Consider the following 21774-nt stretch of genomic DNA (forward strand, 5'->3'; position numbering starts at 1 on the left):
AACGCAGACGCGCGCCGCCGTGACCATTGCGGCGCCACCGACGCTGCCTGAGGCCCGGGCCGGCTCCCCGGCGATTCAGCTGCTGCTGCCGATCGTCGGTGCCGTCTCGTCGATGACGATGATGATCACGCTGCGCCGAAGCCCGCTGATGGTCGCGGCCGGGGTGCTGATGATGAGCGCCGCCGTCCTCGGAGCGGGCGCGATGCTGGCCAGCCAACGCGGGCAGGCAGCGCGCACCTGCCGCACGCTTCGCAGCCGCTACCTCGACTACCTGGACGAGGTGCGCGCCCAGCTTCAAGACGAGGAGTCGCAGCATCGAGCCGCCGCACTGACGTCGCACCCCGACCCGTCCGTCCTGGCCGAGTTGATCCGCTCCCCCTCCCGGCTCTGGGAGCGACGGCGCGCCGATCCAGATTTCCTCCGCCTCCGCATCGGCGTCGGAGAGGTGCCCTGGCGCGATATTGAGGTACGTGACGAGTCATCGCCACTTCAGCCGACCGACCCCTTCATGACCGGGGAGGCACGCACTCTCGCCGAACGATTCCACCGACGCGCCGGGATGCCGATCGCGATCGACCTCGACTCCGCCGGCGACGTTGCACTTGTCGGTAGCCGACGGGCGACGCTTCGAGCCGCACGCGGCCTGGCCAGCCAGCTGATGAGCCTCCACTCGCCGCACGACGTGAGCATCGCGCTCGCCTGTCCCCCTGAACACGCTCAGGATTGGGGGTGGCTGCTCTGGGCGCCGCATGCCGCAGCGACGTGCGTGGCGAACCCGGTCAGCGAACCCCGAACATCTGAGAGTCTCAGGGAGTTGGCGCAACTTCTCGACGACGATCTGAAGCGGCGAGCCGAGCTGGTCGAGCAGACCCGTTACAGCCTCTCCTCGATCGAGCCGGCGGTCATCGGTCAGCGGCTACTCATCTTCGCCGACCGGCCGCGCGCTGCGAACAACTCCGCGACGCTCGATGACGTCGCGGAGTTCGCACGACTTCCGCTCCCCGACGCCACCCTCGACCTTCCCACGGCTGGGATCACCTTGATTCACCTACTCCCCGACCATCTGGGGGAACCAGAGACCGTGCGAGTTCGCATAACGGTCGGCGACGATGGATCGGTCGTCGTCGAGGACCTACGCGCCAAGCCGGCCAAGCACAGCCCAGTGAGCGGCGCGGCCGGACCCGGCTACGAGCGCGTGACCGGAGTACTGGACGACGTATCGCCCGCCCGGGCCGAGGCGTTGGCTCGCTACCTGGCTCCACTGCGACCCGACTCGGCGAACTTGGGGGTGGCGAATCCATTGATCGACCCGCCGGACAACGCAGCGATACTCGGCGTTGACGACCTGAGCCTGCCGAATGCCTGGAAGCCGCGAAGCCCTCGTGATTTCTTGCGAGTTCCGATTGGCACAGACGACAGCGGCGGCGCCGTCATGCTCGATCTGAAGGAGTCCGCCCAGCTGGGAATGGGACCGCACGGCCTCTGCGTCGGGGCCACCGGCTCCGGCAAGAGCGAGCTGTTGCGCACCCTGATCGCCGCTCTCGCCGTCACACATCCACCCGACGATCTCGCCCTGTTGCTGGTGGACTACAAGGGCGGCGCGGCATTCGCGCCACTGGCGCGGTTACCGCACGTCTGCGGGCTGATCACCAACCTCTCCGATGACCAGGGCCTGATCGAGCGAGCTCACGCCAGTCTGGCCGGCGAGGTGCTACGACGCCAGACCGCCCTTAAGCGGGCCGGCGACCTCGCCGACATCGGCCAGTACCGACAACTTCGAGCGGCATCACGCCCCGACCTACCGTCGCTGCCCCACCTGCTCGTGGTGATCGACGAATTCGCGGAACTCCTCGCCGCGCAGGAGGAGTTCGTCGACCTCTTCCTGACGATCGGTCGGATCGGACGTTCGATCGGTATCCACCTACTGCTGGCCAGCCAGCGGATCGAGACGGGGCGGCTTCGCGGCCTCGAGACGTACCTCTCCTACCGACTCGCCCTACGTACCTTCTCCGAGGCAGAGTCCACCATGGTCCTCGACTCCCCGGACGCGTACCGACTCCCGCCCGTTCCGGGCTTCGGCTGGCTGAAGGTCGACAGCAGCGTCTACACCCGATTCCGCGCCGCCTACGTCTCCGGCCGGGCCGCAGAACGAGCCTCGCCGCAGCCCGCGGCTGACCCCGCGGCTGCTCGCCCCATCCTGCACCTGCCCTTCTACGCCGGACTTGCGACGGGCAACGGCACTTCGCACGACGACGTCGCGATCGTCGAACGGCGCACCGTCGAAGCGACGCTGCTGGACTCGGTGGCCGAAGCGATCGAGAGGCTAGGCGGCCAGCCGGTCGATCCAATCTGGCTGCCTCCGCTGCCGGGCATGCTGACTCTTGATCAGGTGATCGGGCGGCCGGCCGCCGTACCAGGACGTGGCCTTCAGACCACCGGCCTCGCCCGACCCGCTCCGTCCGAACTCAGAGCGGTGATCGGGCTGGTGGACGACCCGCGTCAGCAGCGGCAGTACCCGTGGAGTCTCGACCTCACGGCTGCCGGTGGCCACGTGGCCATCGTCGGCGGCCCACAATCGGGCAAGTCGAACCTGCTGCGCGCCATCGCCGTCTCACTCGCCCTGACATACACGCCGGAGGAGGTTTCGCTCTATGGCTTGGATCTCGGCAGCGGCGGGCTCTCCAGACTCCGCCAGCTGCCCCATGTCGGCGGTGTCGCAACCCGCAACGATCGCGAGCGACTCAACAGAACGGTGGCCGAACTGCGCCGCATGATCGACGAACGGCAGGAGATCTTCCGGGTGCACTCGATCGACTCGGTGGAGCAGTTGCGCGCCGAGCGGGCGGCCGGACGGCCACCGAGTCTGCCGGCGTCCGACCTGGTGCTGCTCATCGACGACGCCGGCGCCCTGCGCAGCGACCTGGAGTCGCTCGAGCCCGCAGTCACCGATCTGATCACCCGGGGCTCCGGCGTCGGGCTTCACGTGATCGCAGCGGTGACCCGCTGGAACGAGCTGCGGATGGGCGACCAGGCCGCGTATGGCACCCGAATCGAACTGCGCTTGAACGAGCCGGGCGACTCAGTCGTCAGTCGCCGCCTGGCCGATGCGATCCGCCCCGACCAACGCGGCCGGGTTGTCACCGAGCAACATCGCGGCGCCACCGATTTCGGCCACCCGACGACCGCACAGCCCCTCTACGCGCAGGCCGCACTGGCCCGAACCGACGCCCAGGCGTCGGCGACGGGCCTCCTCCAAGCGCTTGAGGAGGCAGGGCGGGCCAGCGCCGCTGCCTGGCCCGGACGTCGAGCTGAGCAGATCCGGGTGCTGCCACCGATGGTTCGCCCGGAGGAGCTTCCGGACTTCATCGACGAACCTGACCTGATTCCGATCGGAGTCAGCGAGACGACGCTCGAGCCGGCGCTGCTGGACCTCTTCGATGTGGATCAGCATCTGCTGGTGCTCGGCGATACCCGATCGGGGAAGACGACACTGCTGCGAGCGATCGCCGGCGCCGTTACCGATCGCAGATCGGAGCAGGAGCTGGTTGTCGCCGTCGTCAACCAGCGCCGGGGGTTGTCGGGCGCCGTCTCCGAGGCCCACCTCGGCGGGTACGCAAGCTCCGCGGCCCAAGCTGAGGGGCTCGCCCACTCGATCGCCGCCGAATTGGCCCGGCGCTCGGCCAACCTCGACGACCCTACATCCGGCGGCGCCCCGGGCACGGATCGCGGCGCTCCACTGATCGTGCTCATCGTCGACGACTACGAGCTGCTCACCGCGGCCGGCAGCCAGCCGCTGGGCCCACTGCTGCCTTACCTGCCGGCGGCGCGTGATCTTGGTCTGCACGTCGTACTCGCCCGGCCGGTGGCCGGGGCGTCGCGGGGTATCTGGGATGGCTTCGTACAGGGCCTGCGCGACGGTGGAGCCGTTGGTCTGCTGATGGACGGCGACCGATCCGAAGGGCAGCTCTTCCCCGGGACCTACCCATCGCGCCAACCGCCCGGACGGGGCCTGCTGGTGCGCCGGGGTGAGGCACCACAGCTGGTGCAGACCGCCCTCCATCCGTCTGCGCGACCGGTGGGGCGCGCGCGATGAGCGAGATCGTTCTCCTCACCGACACCGCACCACAGCCGGAGCACATCGTGTCGGCCCTGCGTGCGGTGAACGGGGCGTACCCCGGGCTGCGGGCCGGCGTCGAGCCGCTACCGGGACAGTTGCACGGCCTGTTGCATCTCGTCACCCCGGACGGGGATAAGGCGGTGACAATCGATGCCGCCCGCTTCGTCCCGGTGCCGGGCGAGGCGAAACGCCTACTCGGCGTGGAATGCTCAGAACCCGCGTGGTGGACCGAGGTCCGCGCCGGCGCAGGGCCTGAGTCCGGCGCCATCCAACAGCTCTTCGCCACCACCCTGGCCGAGGCGCTCGGGGGCGACGCCGTGATCGCGTAAGAATCCCCCCGGCCGGAGGATCAGGGCGACTGGGAGATGAGAGCGTTCGCGATTGCCGCGATCCCCTCGCCGCGCCCCGTCAATCCCAGCCCGTCCGTGGTCGTCGCGCTGAGCGACACCGCGGCCCCGTCCAGGGCGTCGCTCAATGCGCGCTGCGCCTCGTCTCGGCGCGGACCGATCTTCGGACGGTTCCCGATCACCTGCACAGCCACATTGCCGATGCTCCAGCCGCCCGCCTGCAGCAGGCGAAGCACCTCGGCCAGCAGCGTCGCCCCGGATGCGCCCGCGAACTCCGGGCGGTCCACCCCGAATATGGAGCCCAGGTCGCCGAGCCCGGCCGCCGAGAGGAGCGCGTCGCAGATCGCGTGCGCGGCTACGTCACCGTCGGAGTGCCCGGCACACCCATCCACCCCCGGCCACAGGACGCCGGCGATCCAACACGGACGCCCAACCTCGGTCGGGTGGACGTCCACGCCGACTCCGACTCGAAACGGCACGCTCATCGGACCCCCCGCGGCGAACCAGAGCGCTGTGGGGAATCAACGCGCGGCTGCGAATCAACGCGCGGCGGCGAATCGCCGTGCGGCGGCGCATCGCCGTGCGGCGGCGCATCAACGCGCTGCGATGTCGGCCCAAGGCCAGCCCGTCGGGCCACCAACGCCTCAGCGACGAAGAGGTCCCACGGATGGGTGATCTTGAACGCCTCGTCGGAGCCGTCGACGACCACAACCCGGCCGCCGTCGGCCTCCACGAGGGCCGCGTCATCGGTGACGGTGACCGCATGCAGGTGAGCGGCGGCCAGCGCGCTCCGGCTGAAACCCTGAGGGGTCTGGACCGCCCGCAGGTCGGCCCGGTCAACGGTGGCGACGACCTCGCTACCGCGGACCCGCTTGATGGTGTCGGAGACCGGCCGCACCGGAATCACCGCCTCCGCACCGTCCCGTAGCTCACTCAGCACCCGATCGATCACCGCCGTCGGCACGAACGGCCGGGCCACGTCGTGCACCAGCACGACATCGACATCCGGCTGCAGGGCGGCGAGCCCCGCCTGCACCGAATCCTGCCTGGCCTCGCCGCCGGCCACCACCGTCGCTGCCGGGCTCAGCCGCGCGACCTCGGCGAGACGATCAGCGGGGGCGACCACAACGAGGTCACGCACCGCAACGTGCCCGACGAAGGGCACCAGCGCATGCTCGATCAGGGTCTGGCCGCCCACCCGGGCGAAGGCCTTCGGCTCGGCCGCCCCGAGGCGACGTCCAGCGCCGGCGGCAACGAAAATGGCGGCAACGATCATCAGATCGTCACCGCCATCTTCGTAAGTGCTTCGGTCGAAACTAAACCGCTTCGGCTACGGCCTCGGCCAGTACCTCGTCGAGCACCAGCTCGGCCTTGTCTTCGTTGGTGCCTTCGGCCAGTGCCAGCTCGCTCACCAGGATCTGGCGCGCCTTGGCCAGCATGCGCTTCTCACCGGCGGAGAGGCCGCGGTCCTTGTCACGGCGCCACAGGTCACGAACGACCTCGGCGACCTTGTTGACGTCACCGGAGGCGAGCTTCTCGCCGTTGGCCTTGTACCGGCGCGACCAGTTGGTCGGCTCCTCGGTGTGCGGCGCGCGAAGCACCTCGAACACCCGGTCCAGACCCTCCTGGCCTACTACGTCACGCACACCGACAATCTCGGCATTGTCTGCAGGAACGAGAACTGTCAGATCACCCTGGGCCACTTTGAGTACCAGGTAAATCTTCACCTCGCCCTTGATCGTTCGCTCTTCGATTGCCTCGATTTTCGCTGCCCCGTGATGCGGGTAGACAACGGTCTCGCCGACTTTATACGTCATGTGCGCGTGCCCCTTTCAAGACTTCAAGGGTAACACGCGCCACATAACTACTGGGGCTGAACGAATTACACCCCAGTCATGCCGGTGCCTCACCCGCGGTCGGGGACGCGTCCGGGTGCGGGCAATGCAACGCTGATCAGAGCCGGACGATGGGGCGTCACAGCGAGTCGCTACTCTGTCAACGTCGCAACATTGAAGATGGATTGCACTGGATGCCCCGGTCAGGTCCCAAGTCGGATCCTGGGTTCACCAGTTCGCACGTTTCAGGAGGCCGCAAGATGAGTGCTCTGCCGAGTGGTCCGCGCCGACTAGGCTTCGCGGCCGCACTCAGCGCGGTCGTGCTGTTGAGCGGATGTGCCGCCGGACAGCGCAGCGGCACCGCGCAGGAGGTCCCGGTAGTCGACGGAACGGGCTCAAGCATCGGTGACTGCACCAACCTCACCAAGAGTTGCATCACGCTCAGCGCGGTCTCCATCGTGGCTCCTGAGAGCAAGAGCTACGCCAAGGGTTCATCCGCCGAGATCCAGCTCATCATCGCCAACTCCGGCCACCAGGATGACACGCTAACCAGCGTCACCTCTGACTCCGCCGCCACCGTTTACCTGTACAAGAACGCGGCCACGGCGAGCGCCGCGGCCGGCCTGGCCGCGCTGCAGTCCGGCGCGACCGACTCGGCCACCCCGACCAGCTCGGCACCAACCAGCTCAGCACCAGCCGAGAGCTCGGCCAGCGACTCGGCAGGCTCCTCCGCGGCCTCCGGTTCAGCGTCGGGGTCGGCCACCGGTTCGCCCAGTGTTGACTCGGCCGCCGCCCAGTCCGCCGCCGCGGCCAAGCTCTCCGAGGCAGTTGCGGCGGCCGCACCGCTGAGCTCGCTGGACATCGCGGCCGGAAGTCGAGTCAGCATCGGCTATGGCGGGGACGCCTCCAACGTCCTGATCGCCGGCGGGCTCAAGGAAGAGCTCTTCCCGGCTCAGGCGATCAAGGTCACCTTCACGTTCGCCAGCGCGGGGACGTTGACCCTGTCGGTCCCAGTTCACCTCATTGAGGTCCCGGCGACGCCGCCGACGGTGAACGTCGCCCCGAGCGGCGAGTAGCCGTCCGGTCGACCACCCGCAGTCCGGTCGGTGGACAGCGATCCCGCCGATCTCGACACACCCACCGGCCAGACCGGCACTGAAGCGAATTGTCAGACCCTCGCCGTAGGTTGAGCGCGTGACCAAGCCAGCCAGCCAGCGCCGCCCCACTGCCCCGGGTTTCCACTGCACCGAGTGCGGCGCGACCTCGCTACGCTGGCTCGGCCGCTGTGGTGAATGCCAGGCCTGGGGCACCGTCATCGAGGTTGGCGCCTCCAGCAAAGCTCCAGCCACCCAGCGCAGCGCCGTGCAGCGTCCGGCCCAACCGATCGGCGACCTCGATCCCGAGCAGGCTCGGGCCCGCCCGACCGGCGTCGACGAGCTCGATCGGGTGCTCGGCGGCGGGCTCGTTCCGGGCTCGGTCGTGCTCTTGGCCGGTGAGCCCGGAGTCGGGAAGTCCACCCTGCTGCTCGAAGTGGCCCACCAGTACGCGGCTGCGGGTGGCAAGCCCGCGCTGATCGTCACCGGGGAGGAGTCACCGGCTCAGGTGCGACTGCGGGCCGAGCGCACCGGCGCCGTCCACCCAGCGCTCTTCCTGGCCGCTGAGAACGACCTCGGCGCTCTGCTCACCCACGTAGACCAGGTCGATCCGGGCTTGCTCGTGGTCGACTCGGTGCAGACGATCTCCACCGACACCGTCGACAGTGCGGCCGGCGGCGTGCCGCAGATCCGCGCCGTCACGGCCGGGCTCATCGCCGTAGCCAAGTCTCGCGGGATCGCCACCATCATCGTCGGCCACGTGACCAAGGACGGATCGATTGCCGGGCCCCGGGTCCTCGAGCACCTGGTCGACGTCGTACTGCACTTCGAAGGTGACCGGCACTCGGCCCTTCGGTTGATCCGCGCCACCAAGAATCGCTTCGGCGCGGCCGATGAGGTCGGCTGCTTCGAGATGCAGGAGAGCGGCGTAGTGGGGCTGGCCGACCCATCCGGCCTCTTCCTCTCCGACCGCTCCCACTCGGTCGCCGGAACCTGTGTCACCGTCAGCATCGAGGGTCGACGACCAATGGTCACCGAGGTCCAGGCCCTGGTTACGCGGGCCCTTCAGAACCCGAAGCGAGCCGTGACGAATCTGGATTCCAGCCGGGTCGGCATGCTGGTCGCCGTGCTCGGCAAACACGGAAACGTGCCCATCCACGACCACGACGTCTACGCCTCCACCGTCGGCGGTATCAGCGCCACCGAGCCCGCCGCCGACCTCGCGATTGCCATGGCGATCGCCTCGGCCTCCCGGATGCTGCCGCTGCCGGCCACCTTCTGCGCGATGGGTGAGGTCTCCCTCTCCGGCGATGTGCGACGCGTGGCCGGCATCGAACAGCGGTTGAGCGAGGCGTCCCGGCTCGGCTTCACCACGGCGCTGGTGCCGCTCGGGCACAATTCGGACGTCGTCGCGCCGTCCTCGGTCAAGGGCATCCGCACGCTGGCCGTCGCCACCATCGCCGACGCGTTGCGCGCGCTGGAGCGGCATGGCGGCCGTCAGCACACCGCCCGAACCCCGGTGCTGCGTCCGATACGTGGGGGCGCCTAGGCGACGAATCAGCGCGCAACCGGTGTGCCCGGGCCGATTTTCAGGTGCGCGCCTAGCTACACTCTGTACTAACCCCCGAACCTGCTCGCACCGACGGAAGCGATGCACTCGGGGCAGGAATCGAACGGGGAGTCGTTGACAACAACTGAGCAGGACGTTGCGCTGCGCGCTGTCCTCTCCACCGTGGCCCCGGGCACCTCGCTGCGCGACGGGCTGGAACGCATCCTGCGCGGCAATACCGGCGCGCTCATCGTGCTGGGTTGGGACCGCACCGTCGAGTCGCTCTGCACCGGCGGGTTCCCGCTCGACGTCGACTTCTCCGCCACCCGCCTGCGTGAACTCTGCAAGATGGACGGCGCGGTGGTTCTCACCGGCGATGGGCAGCGAATCACCCAGGCCGCCACGCACCTGATGCCCGACCCGGCGGTGCACACCGAAGAGTCCGGCACCCGGCACCGCACCGCGCAGCGAGTGGCCGTCCAGACTGGGTACCCGGTCATCTCGGTCTCCCAGTCGATGCGGATCATCAGCCTCTACCTCGGCTACCGGCGGTACGTGCTGGAGAGCTCCGGCGAACTCCTCACGCGGGCCAACCAGGCGATCGCGACGCTCGAGCGGTACAAATCAAGGCTGGACGAGGTCTCCAACACGCTCTCGGCCCTGGAGATCGAGGACTTGGTCACCGTCCGCGACGCGACCGTCGTCTCGCAGCGCATCGAGATGGTGCGCCGAATCGCCGACGAAATCACCGGCTACGCCGTCGAGCTGGGCACCGACGGGCGCCTGCTCACCCTCCAGCTGGAGGAGCTGATGGCCGGAGTCGAGTCCGACCGCGAGCTCATCGCCCGCGACTACGTCCCGGCGGTCCGCCTGAGCCGGGTCGGCGAGGCGGTCACCAGCGAGCTCGACAGCCTCTCCAGCATTGACCTGCTCGACCTCGGGCTGGTCGCCCGCGCCCTCGGCTTCGGATCGAGCTCCGAGATGCTGGACTCTCCCGCCACCCCGCGGGGTTACCGACTACTGGCCCGCGTGCCCCGGCTCCCCTCGGCCGTCGTCGACCGGGTGGTCGAGAAGTTCGGGGACCTGCAGAAGCTGCTCGCGGCCACCGTCGAAGATCTGCAGACCGTCGACGGCGTTGGCGAGGCACGGGCCCGCAGCGTCCGCGAAGCAATTTCACGGCTGGCCGATGCGTCGATCATCGACCGCTACCAGTAGCGACATACTCCCGGCCCCACCAGCAACAGACGCCACGAAGCCCGCTGACGCCTGCCTCAGACGAGCTTGAACGTCGCTGGGGTGCCCTGAACGCCGCCCAGCGAGGCCCGCAGCGTGTACGTGCCGGCCGCGACATGCTGCCGGACCCCGACACACCCCGGCTGCGATGACAGGCCGGTCCAGGTGATCGACCGGGCAATCGGCATGTTCACGGCCAGCGTCTGCACGCTGCTCCCCGGGATGATCTGGCAGTCGTGGCTGCCCCAGACCCGCGACGCCCCGTTGTAGACGACCAGCTCGATCTGGGTGTCGGAGAGATCCTTGCTGCAGGGCACCGGTCCGATGTTGGTCACCTGCATGTAGAGCACCGGCTGGGCCGAGACCGGGTAGGAGGGCGCGCCGGTGCCGGCCCGGATCGTGAGCGAGCTCTGCGGGCACGGAGCCACCACCGCCACCGTGGACGCCTTCGGCGACGGTGAGGCGTTCGGCGCGCTTGAGGACGGCCCGCTTGAGGACGGCTCGGTTGAGGACGGGGCGACCGCCGCCCCCGTGGAGGCCGCCGGCGTCGACGTCTTGGACGCCGTCGAGGAGGAGTCGGAGCCGCGGAGGGAGAGGACCAGAAACACCGTCACGAGGGCGAGGACGACGATCGACAGCAGGATCAGACGACGCCGCCAGTAGATGGCTGATGGGCGCGAGCCGACGGGATGAAACATTTGCCGGTCACGCTATCGCACCTTTATGGGCATGCGAGCATCGACATGTCATGGACTTCGCCACCGCCGTCACCGCATGGTTCAAACAAGCGGCCCGGGACCTGCCGTGGCGCTCGCCGGACGCCTCGGCGTGGGGCGTGCTGGTGAGTGAGGTCATGCTGCAGCAGACGCCGGTGAATCGGGTCCTTCCCGCCTATCAGGCGTGGTTGACCCGCTGGCCGGAACCGGCCGCGCTGGCCGCCGACTCACCGGGTGAGGCGGTGCGTATGTGGGCCAAGCTCGGCTACCCGCGACGCGCCCTGCGGCTGCATGCGTGTGCCGTCGAGCTGGTGGAGCGCTTCGGCGGGCAGGTCCCCGACGACGTCGACGCGCTGCTGAGCCTGCCCGGGGTCGGGGAGTACACGGCACGGGCAGTCGCTACCTTCGCCTTCGGCCAGCGCCACCCCGTGGTGGACACGAACGTGCGGCGGGTGGTGGCCCGTGCGGTGAGCGGGCAGGGTGAGGCGGGTTCGCCCTCGACCCGGCGCGACCTGGCCGCGGTCGAGGCGTTGCTGCCGGCGACGCTGCCCGCCGCGGCCCAGTTCAGCGCCGGGGCCATGGAGCTCGGGGCGCTGGTCTGCACGGCCCGCACGCCGCGCTGCAGCGAGTGTCCGGTCGCCACCCAGTGCCGGTGGCGGCTGGCCGGGTATCCGAGCTACACGGGGCCGCAGCGGCGGGCTCAGCGCTTCGCCGGCACCGACCGGCAGGTGCGCGGGCTGCTCCTCGACGTGCTCCGTGGCGCCGACGGGCCGGTGCCGGCGAGCGCGCTGGACATCAGCTGGCCCGACTCAGCCCAGCGGGCCCGCGCTCTGGACACGCTGATCGTCGACGGCCTGGTGGATCCGCTTCCGGACGGGCGCTTCGGCCTCCCCGGCCACCGCTGACGCCAGCCGCGCCGCCGCTACCCGCGAAGCTCCTGCACATTGCGTACCCAGGCCCCCAAACTGCAGGACCTTCACCCGCCACCCCGAAATGCAGAACGGTCCTGCCCTTCAGGCGCCTGAGCGCCCGACTGGCAGGACCGTTCTTGCGGCATTGCGCCGTCGTAGTCTGGTCTATCGCGCTACGGCTCCGCGATGACCTCGCCCATGGGCGGGATGTCGGGCAGGATCGACGGCTTCAGCTCGCCCCGGAAGGTGAACTTGGCCTCCTTGCCCTCGCCCTCGGCGTCGACGACCACGATCTGTCCCGCGGTCAGCTCGCCGAAGAGGATCCGCTCGCTGAGCGCGTCCTCGATCTCGCGCTGGATGGTGCGACGCAGCGGCCGCGCACCCAACACCGGGTCGTAGCCCTTCTCAGCCAGCAGTTCCTTCGCCGCCGGCGTGAGCTCCAGGCCCATGTCCTTGTTCTTCAGCTGCGCGTCCAGACGGTTCAGCATCAGGTCGACGATCTTGATGATCTCGTCCTTGCTGAGCTGGTGGAAGACGATGATGTCGTCGATGCGGTTGAGGAACTCAGGACGGAAGTGCTGCTTGAGCTCGTCGTTCACCTTCAACTTCATCCGCTCGTAGCTGGAGGCGTCACCGTGGTCACCGGCGAAGCCGAGCGAGACCGCCTTCGAGACGTCGCGCGTCCCGAGGTTGGTGGTCAGGATCAGCACCGTGTTCTTGAAGTCCACGATCCGTCCCTGGCCATCGGTCAGGCGGCCGTCCTCGAGCACCTGCAGCAGCGTGTTGAAGACGTCCGGGTGAGCCTTCTCGACCTCGTCGAAGAGAACCACCGAGAACGGCTTGCGGCGCACCTTCTCCGTCAGCTGGCCACCCTCGTCGTAGCCGACGTAGCCGGGAGGCGCACCGACCAGGCGGGACACCGTGTACCGGTCGTGGAACTCGGACATGTCGAGCTGGATGAGGGCGTCGGCGTCGCCGAAGAGGAACTCGGCCAGCGTCTTGGAGAGCTCGGTCTTACCGACACCCGACGGGCCGGCGAAGATGAACGAGCCACCGGGACGCTTCGGGTCCTTCAGGCCGGCCCGGGTACGCCGGATGGCCTGCGAGACGGCCTTGATGGCCTGCTCCTGGCCGATGACCCGCTTGTGCAGCTCATCCTCCATGCGCAGCAGCCGGGCGGTCTCCTCCTCGGTGAGCTTGAAGACCGGGATGCCGGTCCAGAGCGCCAGCACTTCGGCGATCTGCTCGTCATCGACCTCGGAGACGACGTCGAGGTCACCGGCCTTCCACTCAGCTTCGCGCTGAGCCTTCTCGCCGATGAGCGTCTTCTCGTTGTCCCGCAGTGAGGCCGCCTTCTCGAAGTCCTGCGAATCGATCGCGGACTCCTTCTCGCGGCGCACGTCGGCGATCCGCTCGTCGAACTCGCGCAGGTCCGGCGGCGCGGTCATCCGGCGGATTCGCATCCGGGAGCCGGCCTCGTCGATCAGGTCGATCGCCTTGTCGGGCAGGAACCGGTCGCTGATGTAGCGATCGGCCAGACCGGCGGCGGCGACCAGAGCGGCGTCGGTGATGGAGACCCGGTGGTGGGCCTCGTAGCGGTCCCGCAGGCCCTTGAGGATCTCGATGGTGTGGGCCACCGTCGGCTCACCGACCTGCACCGGCTGGAAGCGGCGCTCCAGCGCGGCATCCTTCTCGAAGTGCTTGCGGTACTCATCCAGCGTGGTCGCACCGATGGTCTGCAGCTCGCCCCGAGCCAGCATCGGCTTGAGGATGGAGGCGGCGTCGATGGCGCCTTCGGCCGCACCGGCCCCGACCAGCGTGTGGATCTCGTCGATGAACATGACGATGTCACCGCGGGTGCGGATCTCCTTGAGGACCTTCTTCAGGCGCTCTTCGAAGTCACCGCGGTAGCGGGAACCGGCGACCAGCGAACCGAGGTCGAGGGTGTAGAGCTGCTTGTCCTTCAGCGTCTCCGGAACCTCGCCCTTGACGATCGCCTGGGCCAGGCCCTCGACGACCGCGGTCTTGCCGACGCCGGGCTCGCCGATGAGCACCGGGTTGTTCTTGGTGCGGCGGCTGAGCACCTGCATGACGCGCTCGATCTCCTTGCCGCGACCGATCACCGGGTCGAGCTTCCCCTCGCGGGCAGCCTGGGTGAGGTTGCGGCCGAACTGGTCGAGCACCAGTGACGTTGACGGGGTGGCCTCGGCGGCGGTGCCGGCTGGCTCCTTGCTCTGGTAGCCGTTGAGGAGCTGGATGACCTGCTGGCGGACCCGGTTGAGGTCAGCCCCCAGCTTCACCAGGACCTGAGCGGCGACGCCCTCGCCCTCGCGGATGAGGCCGAGCAGGATGTGCTCGGTGCCGATGTAGTTGTGGCCCAGCTGCAGCGCCTCGCGCAGGGAAAGTTCAAGAACCTTCTTGGCGCGCGGCGTGAACGGGATGTGCCCGCTGGGCGCCTGCTGGCCCTGGCCAATGATCTCTTCAACCTGCTGGCGGACGGCCTCAAGCGAGATGCCGAGTGACTCGAGAGCCTTGGCGGCTACGCCCTCGCCCTCGTGAATCAGGCCGAGCAGGATGTGCTCGGTGCCGATGTAGTTGTGATTGAGCATCCGGGCTTCTTCTTGAGCCAGGACGACAACCCGCCGCGCGCGGTCAGTGAACCTCTCGAACATGTACAGCTCCTTCCGCGCTGTGAGGTACGGACCGCCAAACACCCCGGCAGCCCGGCAGTGGAGAACCACTTACCTTGACTCTAGCGCCGTCGTCGGACGCTTTGGCGTCCAGGCGGCAAGTCGTTACCTAATGCCGGTGGGCTGTACACGCTGGTGCGGTTGTCGTATCCGTGAAGCCGACCGCACGAAAGGTCGGCTTCGTAGTGGACAACGATCCCACGCTCGGATTGTTTCCGAAGCTCAGTCCGCTGCCAGCGAACGTATCGGCAGGACGGCCGGCAAACTTAGCCCGCAGCTCAGGCCGGGAGGGTGCCCGGATAGGACAGATCGTCACCGAGGTGCTTGATCCGGTTCTGCTCGTCGACGTGCACGACCTTGGGCACGTAGGCCTTCGCCTCGACATCCTCGAGCACCGCGTAGCTGATCAGGATCACCAGGTCACCGGGATGTACCAGGTGGGCCGCGGCGCCGTTGATGCCGATGACACCCGAACCGCGCTCACCCTCGATCGTGTACGTCTCCAGCCGGGCGCCGTTGGTGATGTCGACGATCGTGACCTGCTCGCCCGGCAGCAGGTCGGCGGCATCCAGCAGATCGGCGTCGACCGTCACCGAGCCCACGTAATGCAGGTCGGCCTGGGTCACCGTCGCGCGGTGGATCTTGCTCTTCAACATTGTTCGAAACATCGTCAACCTCCGCCGAACACGCTAGGCGGCATAGCGGCGAAGGCCTATGGGAGATTGATCACGGACGTGCATCGGCAACGCCAAACTCACCCGACAGCCCCCGCGATCGACTGACCGGCGACCCGGCCAGCAAGTGAAGAGGAAAGCCATGACCACCATCTCGCTCGCCGATGTCCCCGGCGCTCCCAGCGGCTCCCCCAGCCTGCCGGCCTACCTGGCCACGCCACCGGGCGCCGGACCGTGGCCCGGGGTGGTGGCGATCCACGAGGCGTTCGGGCTGGACGACGTGATGCGGCGACAGGCCGATCGGATGGCCGCCGCCGGCTACCTCACCGTCGCTCCGGACCTCTTCACCGCAGGCAACAGAGCCCTCTGCGTGGCCCGCACGATGGCCGCGATCCGCAAGCACGAGAGCCCCGCCCTGGCTGACATCGAGGCGGCCCGGGCGTGGCTAGCCGGCCAGCGTGACTGCACCGGGAAGATCGGCGTCATCGGGTTCTGCATGGGCGGCGCCTTCGCTCTGGTCGTGGCGACCCGCGGTTTCGACGTGGCCAGTGACAACTACGGTGCCCTGCCCAAGAATCCAGCCCGGGCCCTGACCGGTGCCTGCCCGATCATCGGCAGCTATGGGAGCCGGGACGCGCTGGCCGGGCAGGCCAAGAAGCTGGAGTCGGCGCTGACCGAAGCCGGGGTCGAGCATCGGGTGGACCTCTACCCAGGCGCCGGGCACTCATTCCTCAACGACGCACCGAACGGCCCCCAGCTGCTGCGTCCGATGCTCAAGGTGCTGAACATCGGCCCGCACCCGGAATCGTCGACGCTGGCCTGGAGCCGAATCGACGAGTTCTTCGCCCGGCATCTCAAGGTTCAGGCACCCGAGGATGACCCGCTCGGCGGCTAGTGCTCAGTGAGCGGCGTTGTAGGCCTCGAAGACACTAGCCGGGATCCGTCCGCGGTCACTCACCGTGTGCCCGTTGGCCCGGGCCCAGACCCGAACCGCCTGCGTCTGCTCCCGGTCGACCTGAGCCGGTCCGCGGCCATTGCGACTCGGCGCGACGGCGGGACGGGCGCTGCGCCCGGCGCGCCGCGCGTGCCCGACAAAGTTAGCGAGCGCGTCGCGCAGCAGCGCGGAATTCTCCGCCGATAAATCAATCTCGTAGGCCGAACCGTCGAGACCGAAAGATACCGTCTCGACCGCATCACTTCCGTCGATGTCATCGACGAGGGTGACGTTCACTCTTCGCGCCATTTCCGGTCCTCTCCTTGATGCCTGAAATTCACCTTAGCCGAGCATTCCGGAAATGAGCAAACGCTACAAATTGGCTAACGGTTTGAGCAATGGAAAGAGAATCGTCTCCCGGATGCCGCGCCCGGTGAGCAGCATTACCAGCCTATCTACGCCCATTCCCATTCCCCCGGTCGGCGGCATGCCGTATTCCAAGGCCCGCAGGAAATCCTCGTCCAGCTCCATCGCCTCGGGATCGCCATTGGCCGCCGCAAGCGACTGTTCGACGAGACGGCGGCGCTGCTCCACCGGGTCGGCGAGCTCCGAGTAGGCCGGGGCCACCTCCATGCCGCCGATAATCAGGTCCCAGGCCTCAGCCAGGCGCGGGTCGCTGCGGTGCGGCCGAGCCAGTGGGCGCACCGAGGCGGGATAGTCACGCACAAACGTCGGCTGGATGAGTGTGTGTTCAACTAATTTCTCGTACAGTTCCAAAACTATTTCCCCGGCGTCCCACTCCGGCTTCAATGCAACGGACAACCGCTCGGCGTGAGAACGCAGTACAGCCGCTTCGGTGTCAACGTCTACGGAGTCTTGGACCGCATCTGACACCAATTCGTGAATCGTGACGGTGCGCCATGCACCGGCGAGATCGATCTCGACGCCGTCGGCGGTCACCGGAACCGCCACGTCCGCCGCCGCCGCGGCATTTTGAATGAGCGTGCGGGTCAACTCGGCCATCGTGTCGTAGTCGCCGTACGCCTCATACGCTTCTAACATTGTGAACTCAGGAGAATGGGTGGAGTCGACTCCCTCATTTCGGAAAGTCCGGCCAATCTCATAGACGCGGTCGATCCCGCCGACCACGCAACGCTTCAAGAATAGCTCGGTCGCGATTCGCAGTGACATATCAAGATCGAACGCGTTGAGGTGGGTGTGGAACGGACGAGCCGCCGCTCCCCCGTGCACGCTCTGCAGGATCGGCGTCTCGACCTCGAGGTACTGCCGCTCGTGCAGCGTCTCGCGGATGGAACGGATGACCGCGGCCCGGGTCGAGACGATCTGGCGGGCCTCCGGGCGCACGATGAGATCCACGTAGCGCTGCCGAACCCGGGTCTCCTCCGACAGCGGCTTGTGGGCGACGGGCAGCGGACGCAATGCCTTGGCGGTGATCCGCCACTCGTCGGCCAGTACCGAAAGCTCGCCGCTACGGGAGGTGATCACCTCGCCGTGGACGAAGAGCAGGTCACCGAGGTCGACGTCGGCCTTGAAGTCGGCCAGTCGCTGCTCGCCGACGTTGGCCAGCGAGAACATCACCTGCAGTTCGACCCCACCCTCGCGCAGCGTCGCGAAGCAGAGCTTCCCCCCGGTGCGTACGAAGATGACCCGGCCGGTGACCCCGACCTGCTCGCCGGTGGCCGTGTCCGGCGGCAGCTCCGGATGCGCGGCCCGTACCGCGGCCAGCGATGTCGTCCGGGCGACGTTCACCGGGTAGGGGGCGTGCTGCGGATCGGCGATCAGCCGGTCGTACTTCTCCCGTCGGACCCGCACCTGCTCCGGCGCGTCGTCCAGCACGTCGTCGATGGCGGGCGAATCAGAGGAGGGCGAATCGGAGAAGCGGGCATCAGAGGAGCGGGAACTGTCGGCTGGCGGCGTCGCGGCGGTCACGGGCCTAAGCCTATCGAGCGGTCGGAAGCCGATATGCCAGACGAGCGTGGGCCGGGTACCGGCCGAGCGGAGGCTGACGAATGTCACGTCCGATACTGCGGCCCCGACACTGGCCCCGTAGCGGCGGAGCCGACAATCTTGAGCTATGACGACCCCAACGGCCGATCGGCTGTCCTCTGGCATCGAACTCACCGGATTGGTGAAGTCCTTCAAGTCCCCGCAGGGACCGGTCCACGCGGTTCGGGGGGTGGATCTGCAGATCGCGCCCGGCGAGACGGTGGCGCTGCTCGGCCCGAACGGGGCCGGCAAGTCGACCACCATCGACATGCTGCTCGGACTGCTCCCCCCGGATTCGGGAACGGTGACCCTCTTCGGGATGACGCCGGCCGCTGCGATCAAGGCCGGAGCGATCGGGGCGATGCTGCAGAGCGGCGCCGTGCTGAACGACCTCTCGGTACGGGAACTCATCGACATGATGGCCTCGCTCTACCCGAATCCGCTCCCGCTGAAGGAGACCCTGGAACTGGCCAACATCACCGACATCGCCGACCGCAAGACGAACAAGCTCTCGGGCGGGCAGACCCAGCGCGTCCGCTTCGCCGTCGCCCTGGTCAGCAACCCGGACCTCCTCGTCCTCGACGAGCCGACGGTCGCCCTGGACGTCGAGGCCCGACGTGACTTCTGGGCGACGATGCGTGGCTTCACCGAACGCGGCAAGACCGTCGTCTTCGCCACTCACTACCTGGAGGAGGCCGACGCCTACGCCGACCGGATCGTGCTGATGGCCCGCGGTCAGATCGTCGCCGACGGCGCAGCCACCGAACTCAAGGCCAAGGTCGGATCCCGCACCATCCGGGTCACCCTCCCGGACGCCGATCTGACCGCGCTCCGCACACTCCCCGGTGTGAGCAGCGCCGAACAGCATGGTGACGCGGTGCTGCTCAGCTGCGCCGACTCCGACAGCGCACTGCGGGCACTCCTCAGCGGCTACCCGGCCGCCCGAGACATCGAGGTGACCGGCGCCGGCCTGGAGCAGGCCTTCCTGCAGCTCACCGGCGACGAGGAAACCGACGTCCAGCCCGGCATCGAATCGAGTGGAGCAGCCCGATGAACACGACCTACGCGAAGTACGAGTTCCTCCGCCTCTTCCGCAACAAGCGGTTCTTCATCTTCTCCATCGGGATCCCGCTCGCGCTCTTCCTCACCATCGGCGGCTCCAACAAGGACCAGTCGCTGGATCAGGGGGCGTTCAGCATCAGCTTTCTCCTTTATTACATGGTCGGAATGGCCGGCTACGGCGCCACCATCGCCGCGCTCGCCGGGGGCGCCCGAATTGCGGCTGAACGCAGCGTCGGCTGGAACCGGCAGCTGCGGCTAACTCCCTTGACACCGCGCAACTACTTCCAGGTCAAGGTGCTCACCGGCTACTTCATGGCCCTGCTGAGCATCCTGCTGGTCTACATCGCCGGCATCGCCCTCGGCGTGCGGATCACCCCGGTCGGGGATTGGTTTCAGATGACCGGGCTGATGCTGGTCGCGCTGATTCCCTTTCTGGCTATGGGGATCGTCTTCGGACATCTGCTCACCGTCGACTCGATCGGGCCGGCCCTGGGGGGTAGCTCCGCGCTCTTCGGCTTCCTGGGCGGGCAGTGGACCCCGTTGCCGACCAGCGGTCCGCTGCACGTGATCGCCGAATGCATCCCCTCGTACTGGATGACCCAGGCCAGCCACGTCGGCATCGGCGGTGCCGGCTGGCCGGCCAAGGGCTGGTTGGTGGTCGCCATCTGGGCCGTGGCGATGACCGCGGTCGCCGTGCAGGTCTACCGACGCGACACGCAGCGCGTCTGAGGCGGATTGACCTAGGCTCACAGGACGATGACGAGAATGACGAAGGCGGCGCCCCAGCCGGAGACGCTGCGCCCCGGTCTGGCCGAAGAGGAACACCAGATCACCAGCAAAATGTGGCGATCCGGTTGGCAGCGTTTCGTCTTTCCGTCGTTCTGGCTGGTCTACCTGGCGCAGGTGGCGAGCGGGATCAACAAGCATTCGACGGGGGCCGCGGCCTTCCTCGGCTACGTGCTGATCTTCGCCTTCGCCGCCTGCTACCTGCTGGCGATGACCTCGGGCTGGAGCGGGCAGACCCGCCGCTTCTGGATCCTGTACCTGATCGCGGTCATCATCGCCGTCATCGAGTTGCCACTGGCGCACGAGGATGCCTTCGTCTGTGTGGTCTATCTGGCCGTGCTGGCGGTGGCCAGCGCCCATCGTTATGCGCTGGGCATCGTGGCTGCCCTCACCGTCGCCACCATCGTGGCGCCGGCGCTGGTGCCGTCCTGGAACGCCGGGCTCAACTTCTCCACCGGCGTGATCGTGGGGCTCGTGTCGATGGCGATGTTCGGGTTCTTCAACATCGTGCGGGCGAACATCGCCTTGAGTGAGGCCCGCGCCGAGGTGGCGCGCCTCGCGGCCGAGAACGAACGCTCGCGAATTGCCCGGGATCTGCATGATCTTCTCGGTCATTCGCTCACCACCATCACCGTCAAGGCCAGCCTGGCCCGCCGGCTCTCCAGCATCGATCCGGCCCGCGCCGCCCAGGAGATCAAAGAGGTCGAGGAGCTCTCCCGGCGCGCGCTGGCCGACGTCCGCACCGCTGTGTCGGGCTACCACGACGTCACCCTGATCGGCGAGATCGCCAGTGCCCGGGAGGTGCTTCGGGCGGCCGGCGTCGACGCGACGCTCCCCGGCGCGGTCGACGTGGTCGACCCGTCGCTACAGGAGCTCTTCGGCTGGGTGACCCGGGAAGGCGTGACGAACATCGTGCGGCACTCCCGGGCCGAGCGCTGTGAGATCTCGCTCGGCCCGAACTGGATCGACATCTGCGATAACGGCAAGGGCGGGCTGTCCGGCGCCGGGAACGGACTCAGCGGGCTGCGCGAACGGGTCGAGGCGGCCGGTGGGTTCGTCACGATCGGCAGCGCGACCGCGCTCGTCGGCTTCAGGCTGCGCGTCGATGTCCCACTGGACTCTGAATTGGTACCCAGTTGATCAGACTTCTCGTCGCCGATGACCAGGGAATGATCCGGGCCGCACTGGTGGCACTACTGGAGTTGGAGGAGGACTTCGTCGTCGTCGTCCAGGTCGGCCGCGGTGACGAAGTCGTGGCCGCCGCCCGCAGCAGCGCGGCTGACGTGGCCCTGCTCGACATCGAGATGCCCGGACTCGATGGGCTGGCGGCGGCCGCCGCGCTGGCTCAGCAGCTGCCTGACTGTCGGGTCCTGATCCTCACCACCTTCGGCCGCCCTGGCTACCTGCGCCGGGCGATGGAGGCCGGCGTTCTCGGCTTCCTCGTGAAGGACGCCCCGGCCGAGCAGCTGGCCGATGCGGTCCGCCGGGTGTCGAATGGGGAGCGGGTGGTTGACCCGGCGCTCGCCGCGGCGACCCTGGCCGGCGGCGCCTCACCGCTGACCGGACGCGAACGGGACGTCCTGGTGGCGGCCCGGGACGGGGCCACCGTGGCCGATATTGCGGCGAAGCTCTTCCTCTCGCAGGGCACCGTGCGCAACTATCTGTCGGCGGCGATCGCCAAGACGGATACCCGAAACCGGGTGGAGGCGGTCAGACGGGCTGAGCAGCGGGGTTGGTTGTGAGACGACCCGCCAAACCGGGCGATTTCACGCTGCCAATTTCTTCGCCGAGCGTGTACGTTGCGTACAGCACGAGCCTC

The 21774-nt window shown here is 68.1% G+C and carries 18 protein-coding genes and 1 pseudogene; 11 read left to right on the forward strand and 8 right to left on the reverse strand.

Annotated features, from left to right (window positions below; genetic code table 11):
• Window positions 1–19 precede the first annotated feature (19 nt).
• On the forward strand, window positions 20–4093 hold the full coding sequence (gene eccCa / locus CPH63_RS01070; protein WP_197704515.1) for a type VII secretion protein EccCa: 4074 nt from the start codon (window positions 20–22) through the stop codon (window positions 4091–4093).
• Window positions 4090–4446 carry a hypothetical protein gene (locus tag CPH63_RS01075; protein WP_096301189.1) on the forward strand — a complete coding sequence of 119 codons (357 nt, stop codon included), beginning with the start codon at window positions 4090–4092 and terminating at the stop codon, window positions 4444–4446. Before eccCa ends, CPH63_RS01075 begins: the two co-directional genes overlap by 4 nt.
• 20 nt (window positions 4447–4466) lie before the next feature.
• On the opposite strand, the gene ispF is transcribed toward CPH63_RS01075, so the two are convergent.
• The 3 genes and pseudogenes from ispF to CPH63_RS01090 form a co-directional block, all read right to left on the reverse strand.
• Window positions 4467–4949, reverse strand: coding sequence for a 2-C-methyl-D-erythritol 2,4-cyclodiphosphate synthase (ispF, locus tag CPH63_RS01080; RefSeq protein ID WP_096301190.1), 483 nt, complete (start codon window positions 4947–4949; stop codon window positions 4467–4469).
• A 140-nt stretch (window positions 4950–5089) separates the two neighbouring features.
• A pseudogene (ispD, locus tag CPH63_RS01085) lies at window positions 5090–5740 on the reverse strand (2-C-methyl-D-erythritol 4-phosphate cytidylyltransferase); the annotation flags it as partial.
• A gap of 40 nt (window positions 5741–5780) precedes the next feature.
• On the reverse strand, window positions 5781–6281 hold the full coding sequence (locus tag CPH63_RS01090) for a CarD family transcriptional regulator (RefSeq protein ID WP_091354039.1): 501 nt from the start codon (window positions 6279–6281) through the stop codon (window positions 5781–5783).
• Between the two features lie 278 nt (window positions 6282–6559).
• Here CPH63_RS01090 and CPH63_RS01095 point away from each other — a divergent pair, with 278 nt between their 5' ends.
• The 3 genes from CPH63_RS01095 (at window position 6560) to disA (ending at window position 10157) form a co-directional block, all read left to right on the forward strand.
• Window positions 6560–7375 (forward strand): hypothetical protein, encoded by an 816-nt coding sequence (locus CPH63_RS01095; protein ID WP_096301192.1) that lies wholly within the window; start codon window positions 6560–6562, stop codon window positions 7373–7375.
• A 118-nt stretch (window positions 7376–7493) separates the two neighbouring features.
• A complete protein-coding gene (radA, locus tag CPH63_RS01100; protein ID WP_096301193.1) occupies window positions 7494–8942 on the forward strand; it encodes a DNA repair protein RadA in 1449 nt (482 codons plus the stop codon).
• A 102-nt stretch (window positions 8943–9044) separates the two neighbouring features.
• On the forward strand, window positions 9045–10157 hold the full coding sequence (gene disA / locus CPH63_RS01105; RefSeq protein WP_096301194.1) for a DNA integrity scanning diadenylate cyclase DisA: 1113 nt from the start codon (window positions 9045–9047) through the stop codon (window positions 10155–10157).
• 56 nt (window positions 10158–10213) lie between these two features.
• On the opposite strand, the gene CPH63_RS21995 is transcribed toward disA, so the two are convergent.
• Complete coding sequence (locus CPH63_RS21995) at window positions 10214–10873, reverse strand: hypothetical protein (RefSeq protein WP_157749191.1); 660 nt, start codon at window positions 10871–10873, stop codon at window positions 10214–10216.
• A 50-nt stretch (window positions 10874–10923) separates the two neighbouring features.
• Here CPH63_RS21995 and CPH63_RS01120 point away from each other — a divergent pair, with 50 nt between their 5' ends.
• Window positions 10924–11796 carry an A/G-specific adenine glycosylase gene (locus CPH63_RS01120; protein ID WP_096301196.1) on the forward strand — a complete coding sequence of 291 codons (873 nt, stop codon included), beginning with the start codon at window positions 10924–10926 and terminating at the stop codon, window positions 11794–11796.
• A gap of 179 nt (window positions 11797–11975) precedes the next feature.
• Here the strand turns inward: CPH63_RS01120 and CPH63_RS01125 are convergent, their stop codons facing one another.
• Complete coding sequence (locus CPH63_RS01125) at window positions 11976–14474, reverse strand: ATP-dependent Clp protease ATP-binding subunit (RefSeq protein WP_091361340.1); 2499 nt, start codon at window positions 14472–14474, stop codon at window positions 11976–11978.
• Between the two features lie 296 nt (window positions 14475–14770).
• Window positions 14771–15160 (reverse strand): aspartate 1-decarboxylase, encoded by a 390-nt coding sequence (panD, locus tag CPH63_RS01130; RefSeq protein WP_096301197.1) that lies wholly within the window; start codon window positions 15158–15160, stop codon window positions 14771–14773.
• Window positions 15161–15308: 148 nt separating this feature from the next.
• Here panD and CPH63_RS01135 point away from each other — a divergent pair, with 148 nt between their 5' ends.
• On the forward strand, window positions 15309–16061 hold the full coding sequence (locus CPH63_RS01135; protein ID WP_096301198.1) for a dienelactone hydrolase family protein: 753 nt from the start codon (window positions 15309–15311) through the stop codon (window positions 16059–16061).
• A gap of 3 nt (window positions 16062–16064) precedes the next feature.
• Here the strand turns inward: CPH63_RS01135 and CPH63_RS01140 are convergent, their stop codons facing one another.
• Entirely contained in the window at window positions 16065–16409 is a 345-nt protein-coding gene (locus tag CPH63_RS01140) for an Lsr2 family protein (protein WP_096301199.1), read from the reverse strand.
• A gap of 63 nt (window positions 16410–16472) precedes the next feature.
• Window positions 16473–17966 (reverse strand): lysine--tRNA ligase, encoded by a 1494-nt coding sequence (gene lysS, locus CPH63_RS01145; protein ID WP_371364816.1) that lies wholly within the window; start codon window positions 17964–17966, stop codon window positions 16473–16475.
• Between the two features lie 229 nt (window positions 17967–18195).
• Between lysS and CPH63_RS01150 the strand changes: the two genes are divergently transcribed.
• Genes CPH63_RS01150 through CPH63_RS01165 form a run of 4 tightly spaced genes read left to right on the forward strand, consistent with a single transcriptional unit; the run spans window position 18196 to window position 21697 of the window.
• Window positions 18196–19161, forward strand: a complete 966-nt coding sequence (locus CPH63_RS01150; RefSeq protein WP_096301200.1) for an ABC transporter ATP-binding protein — start codon at window positions 18196–18198, stop codon at window positions 19159–19161.
• Window positions 19158–19898, forward strand: coding sequence for an ABC transporter permease (locus CPH63_RS01155; RefSeq protein WP_096301201.1), 741 nt, complete (start codon window positions 19158–19160; stop codon window positions 19896–19898). The genes CPH63_RS01150 and CPH63_RS01155 overlap by 4 nt, the downstream gene beginning before the upstream one ends.
• A 27-nt stretch (window positions 19899–19925) precedes the next feature.
• Window positions 19926–21095, forward strand: coding sequence for a sensor histidine kinase (locus CPH63_RS01160; protein ID WP_197704516.1), 1170 nt, complete (start codon window positions 19926–19928; stop codon window positions 21093–21095).
• Window positions 21092–21697: a response regulator gene (locus tag CPH63_RS01165; RefSeq protein ID WP_096301202.1), complete on the forward strand. Its 606-nt coding sequence runs from the start codon at window positions 21092–21094 to the stop codon at window positions 21695–21697. Before CPH63_RS01160 ends, CPH63_RS01165 begins: the two co-directional genes overlap by 4 nt.
• The last annotated feature ends 77 nt before the right edge of the window (window positions 21698–21774 follow it).

It is taken from the genome of Jatrophihabitans sp. GAS493, assembly GCF_900230215.1.
Taxonomy (GTDB): Bacteria; Actinomycetota; Actinomycetes; order Mycobacteriales; family Jatrophihabitantaceae; genus MT45.

What these genes read in the sequence shown, in the direction of transcription:
- CPH63_RS01075 (WP_096301189.1), top strand. Translation starts at nt 4,090, where the DNA reads ATGAGCGAGATCGTTCTCCTCACCGACACCGCACCACAGCCGGAGCAC.
- ispF (WP_096301190.1), bottom strand. Translation starts at nt 4,949, where the DNA reads ATGAGCGTGCCGTTTCGAGTCGGAGTCGGCGTGGACGTCCACCCGACC.
- CPH63_RS01090 (WP_091354039.1), bottom strand. Translation starts at nt 6,281, where the DNA reads ATGACGTATAAAGTCGGCGAGACCGTTGTCTACCCGCATCACGGGGCA.
- CPH63_RS01095 (WP_096301192.1), top strand. Translation starts at nt 6,560, where the DNA reads ATGAGTGCTCTGCCGAGTGGTCCGCGCCGACTAGGCTTCGCGGCCGCA.
- disA (WP_096301194.1), top strand. Translation starts at nt 9,045, where the DNA reads ATGCACTCGGGGCAGGAATCGAACGGGGAGTCGTTGACAACAACTGAG.
- CPH63_RS21995 (WP_157749191.1), bottom strand. Translation starts at nt 10,873, where the DNA reads ATGTTTCATCCCGTCGGCTCGCGCCCATCAGCCATCTACTGGCGGCGT.
- CPH63_RS01120 (WP_096301196.1), top strand. Translation starts at nt 10,924, where the DNA reads ATGGACTTCGCCACCGCCGTCACCGCATGGTTCAAACAAGCGGCCCGG.
- CPH63_RS01125 (WP_091361340.1), bottom strand. Translation starts at nt 14,474, where the DNA reads ATGTTCGAGAGGTTCACTGACCGCGCGCGGCGGGTTGTCGTCCTGGCT.
- panD (WP_096301197.1), bottom strand. Translation starts at nt 15,160, where the DNA reads ATGTTTCGAACAATGTTGAAGAGCAAGATCCACCGCGCGACGGTGACC.
- CPH63_RS01135 (WP_096301198.1), top strand. Translation starts at nt 15,309, where the DNA reads ATGACCACCATCTCGCTCGCCGATGTCCCCGGCGCTCCCAGCGGCTCC.
- CPH63_RS01140 (WP_096301199.1), bottom strand. Translation starts at nt 16,409, where the DNA reads ATGGCGCGAAGAGTGAACGTCACCCTCGTCGATGACATCGACGGAAGT.
- CPH63_RS01150 (WP_096301200.1), top strand. Translation starts at nt 18,196, where the DNA reads ATGACGACCCCAACGGCCGATCGGCTGTCCTCTGGCATCGAACTCACC.
- CPH63_RS01155 (WP_096301201.1), top strand. Translation starts at nt 19,158, where the DNA reads ATGAACACGACCTACGCGAAGTACGAGTTCCTCCGCCTCTTCCGCAAC.
- CPH63_RS01160 (WP_197704516.1), top strand. Translation starts at nt 19,926, where the DNA reads ATGACGAGAATGACGAAGGCGGCGCCCCAGCCGGAGACGCTGCGCCCC.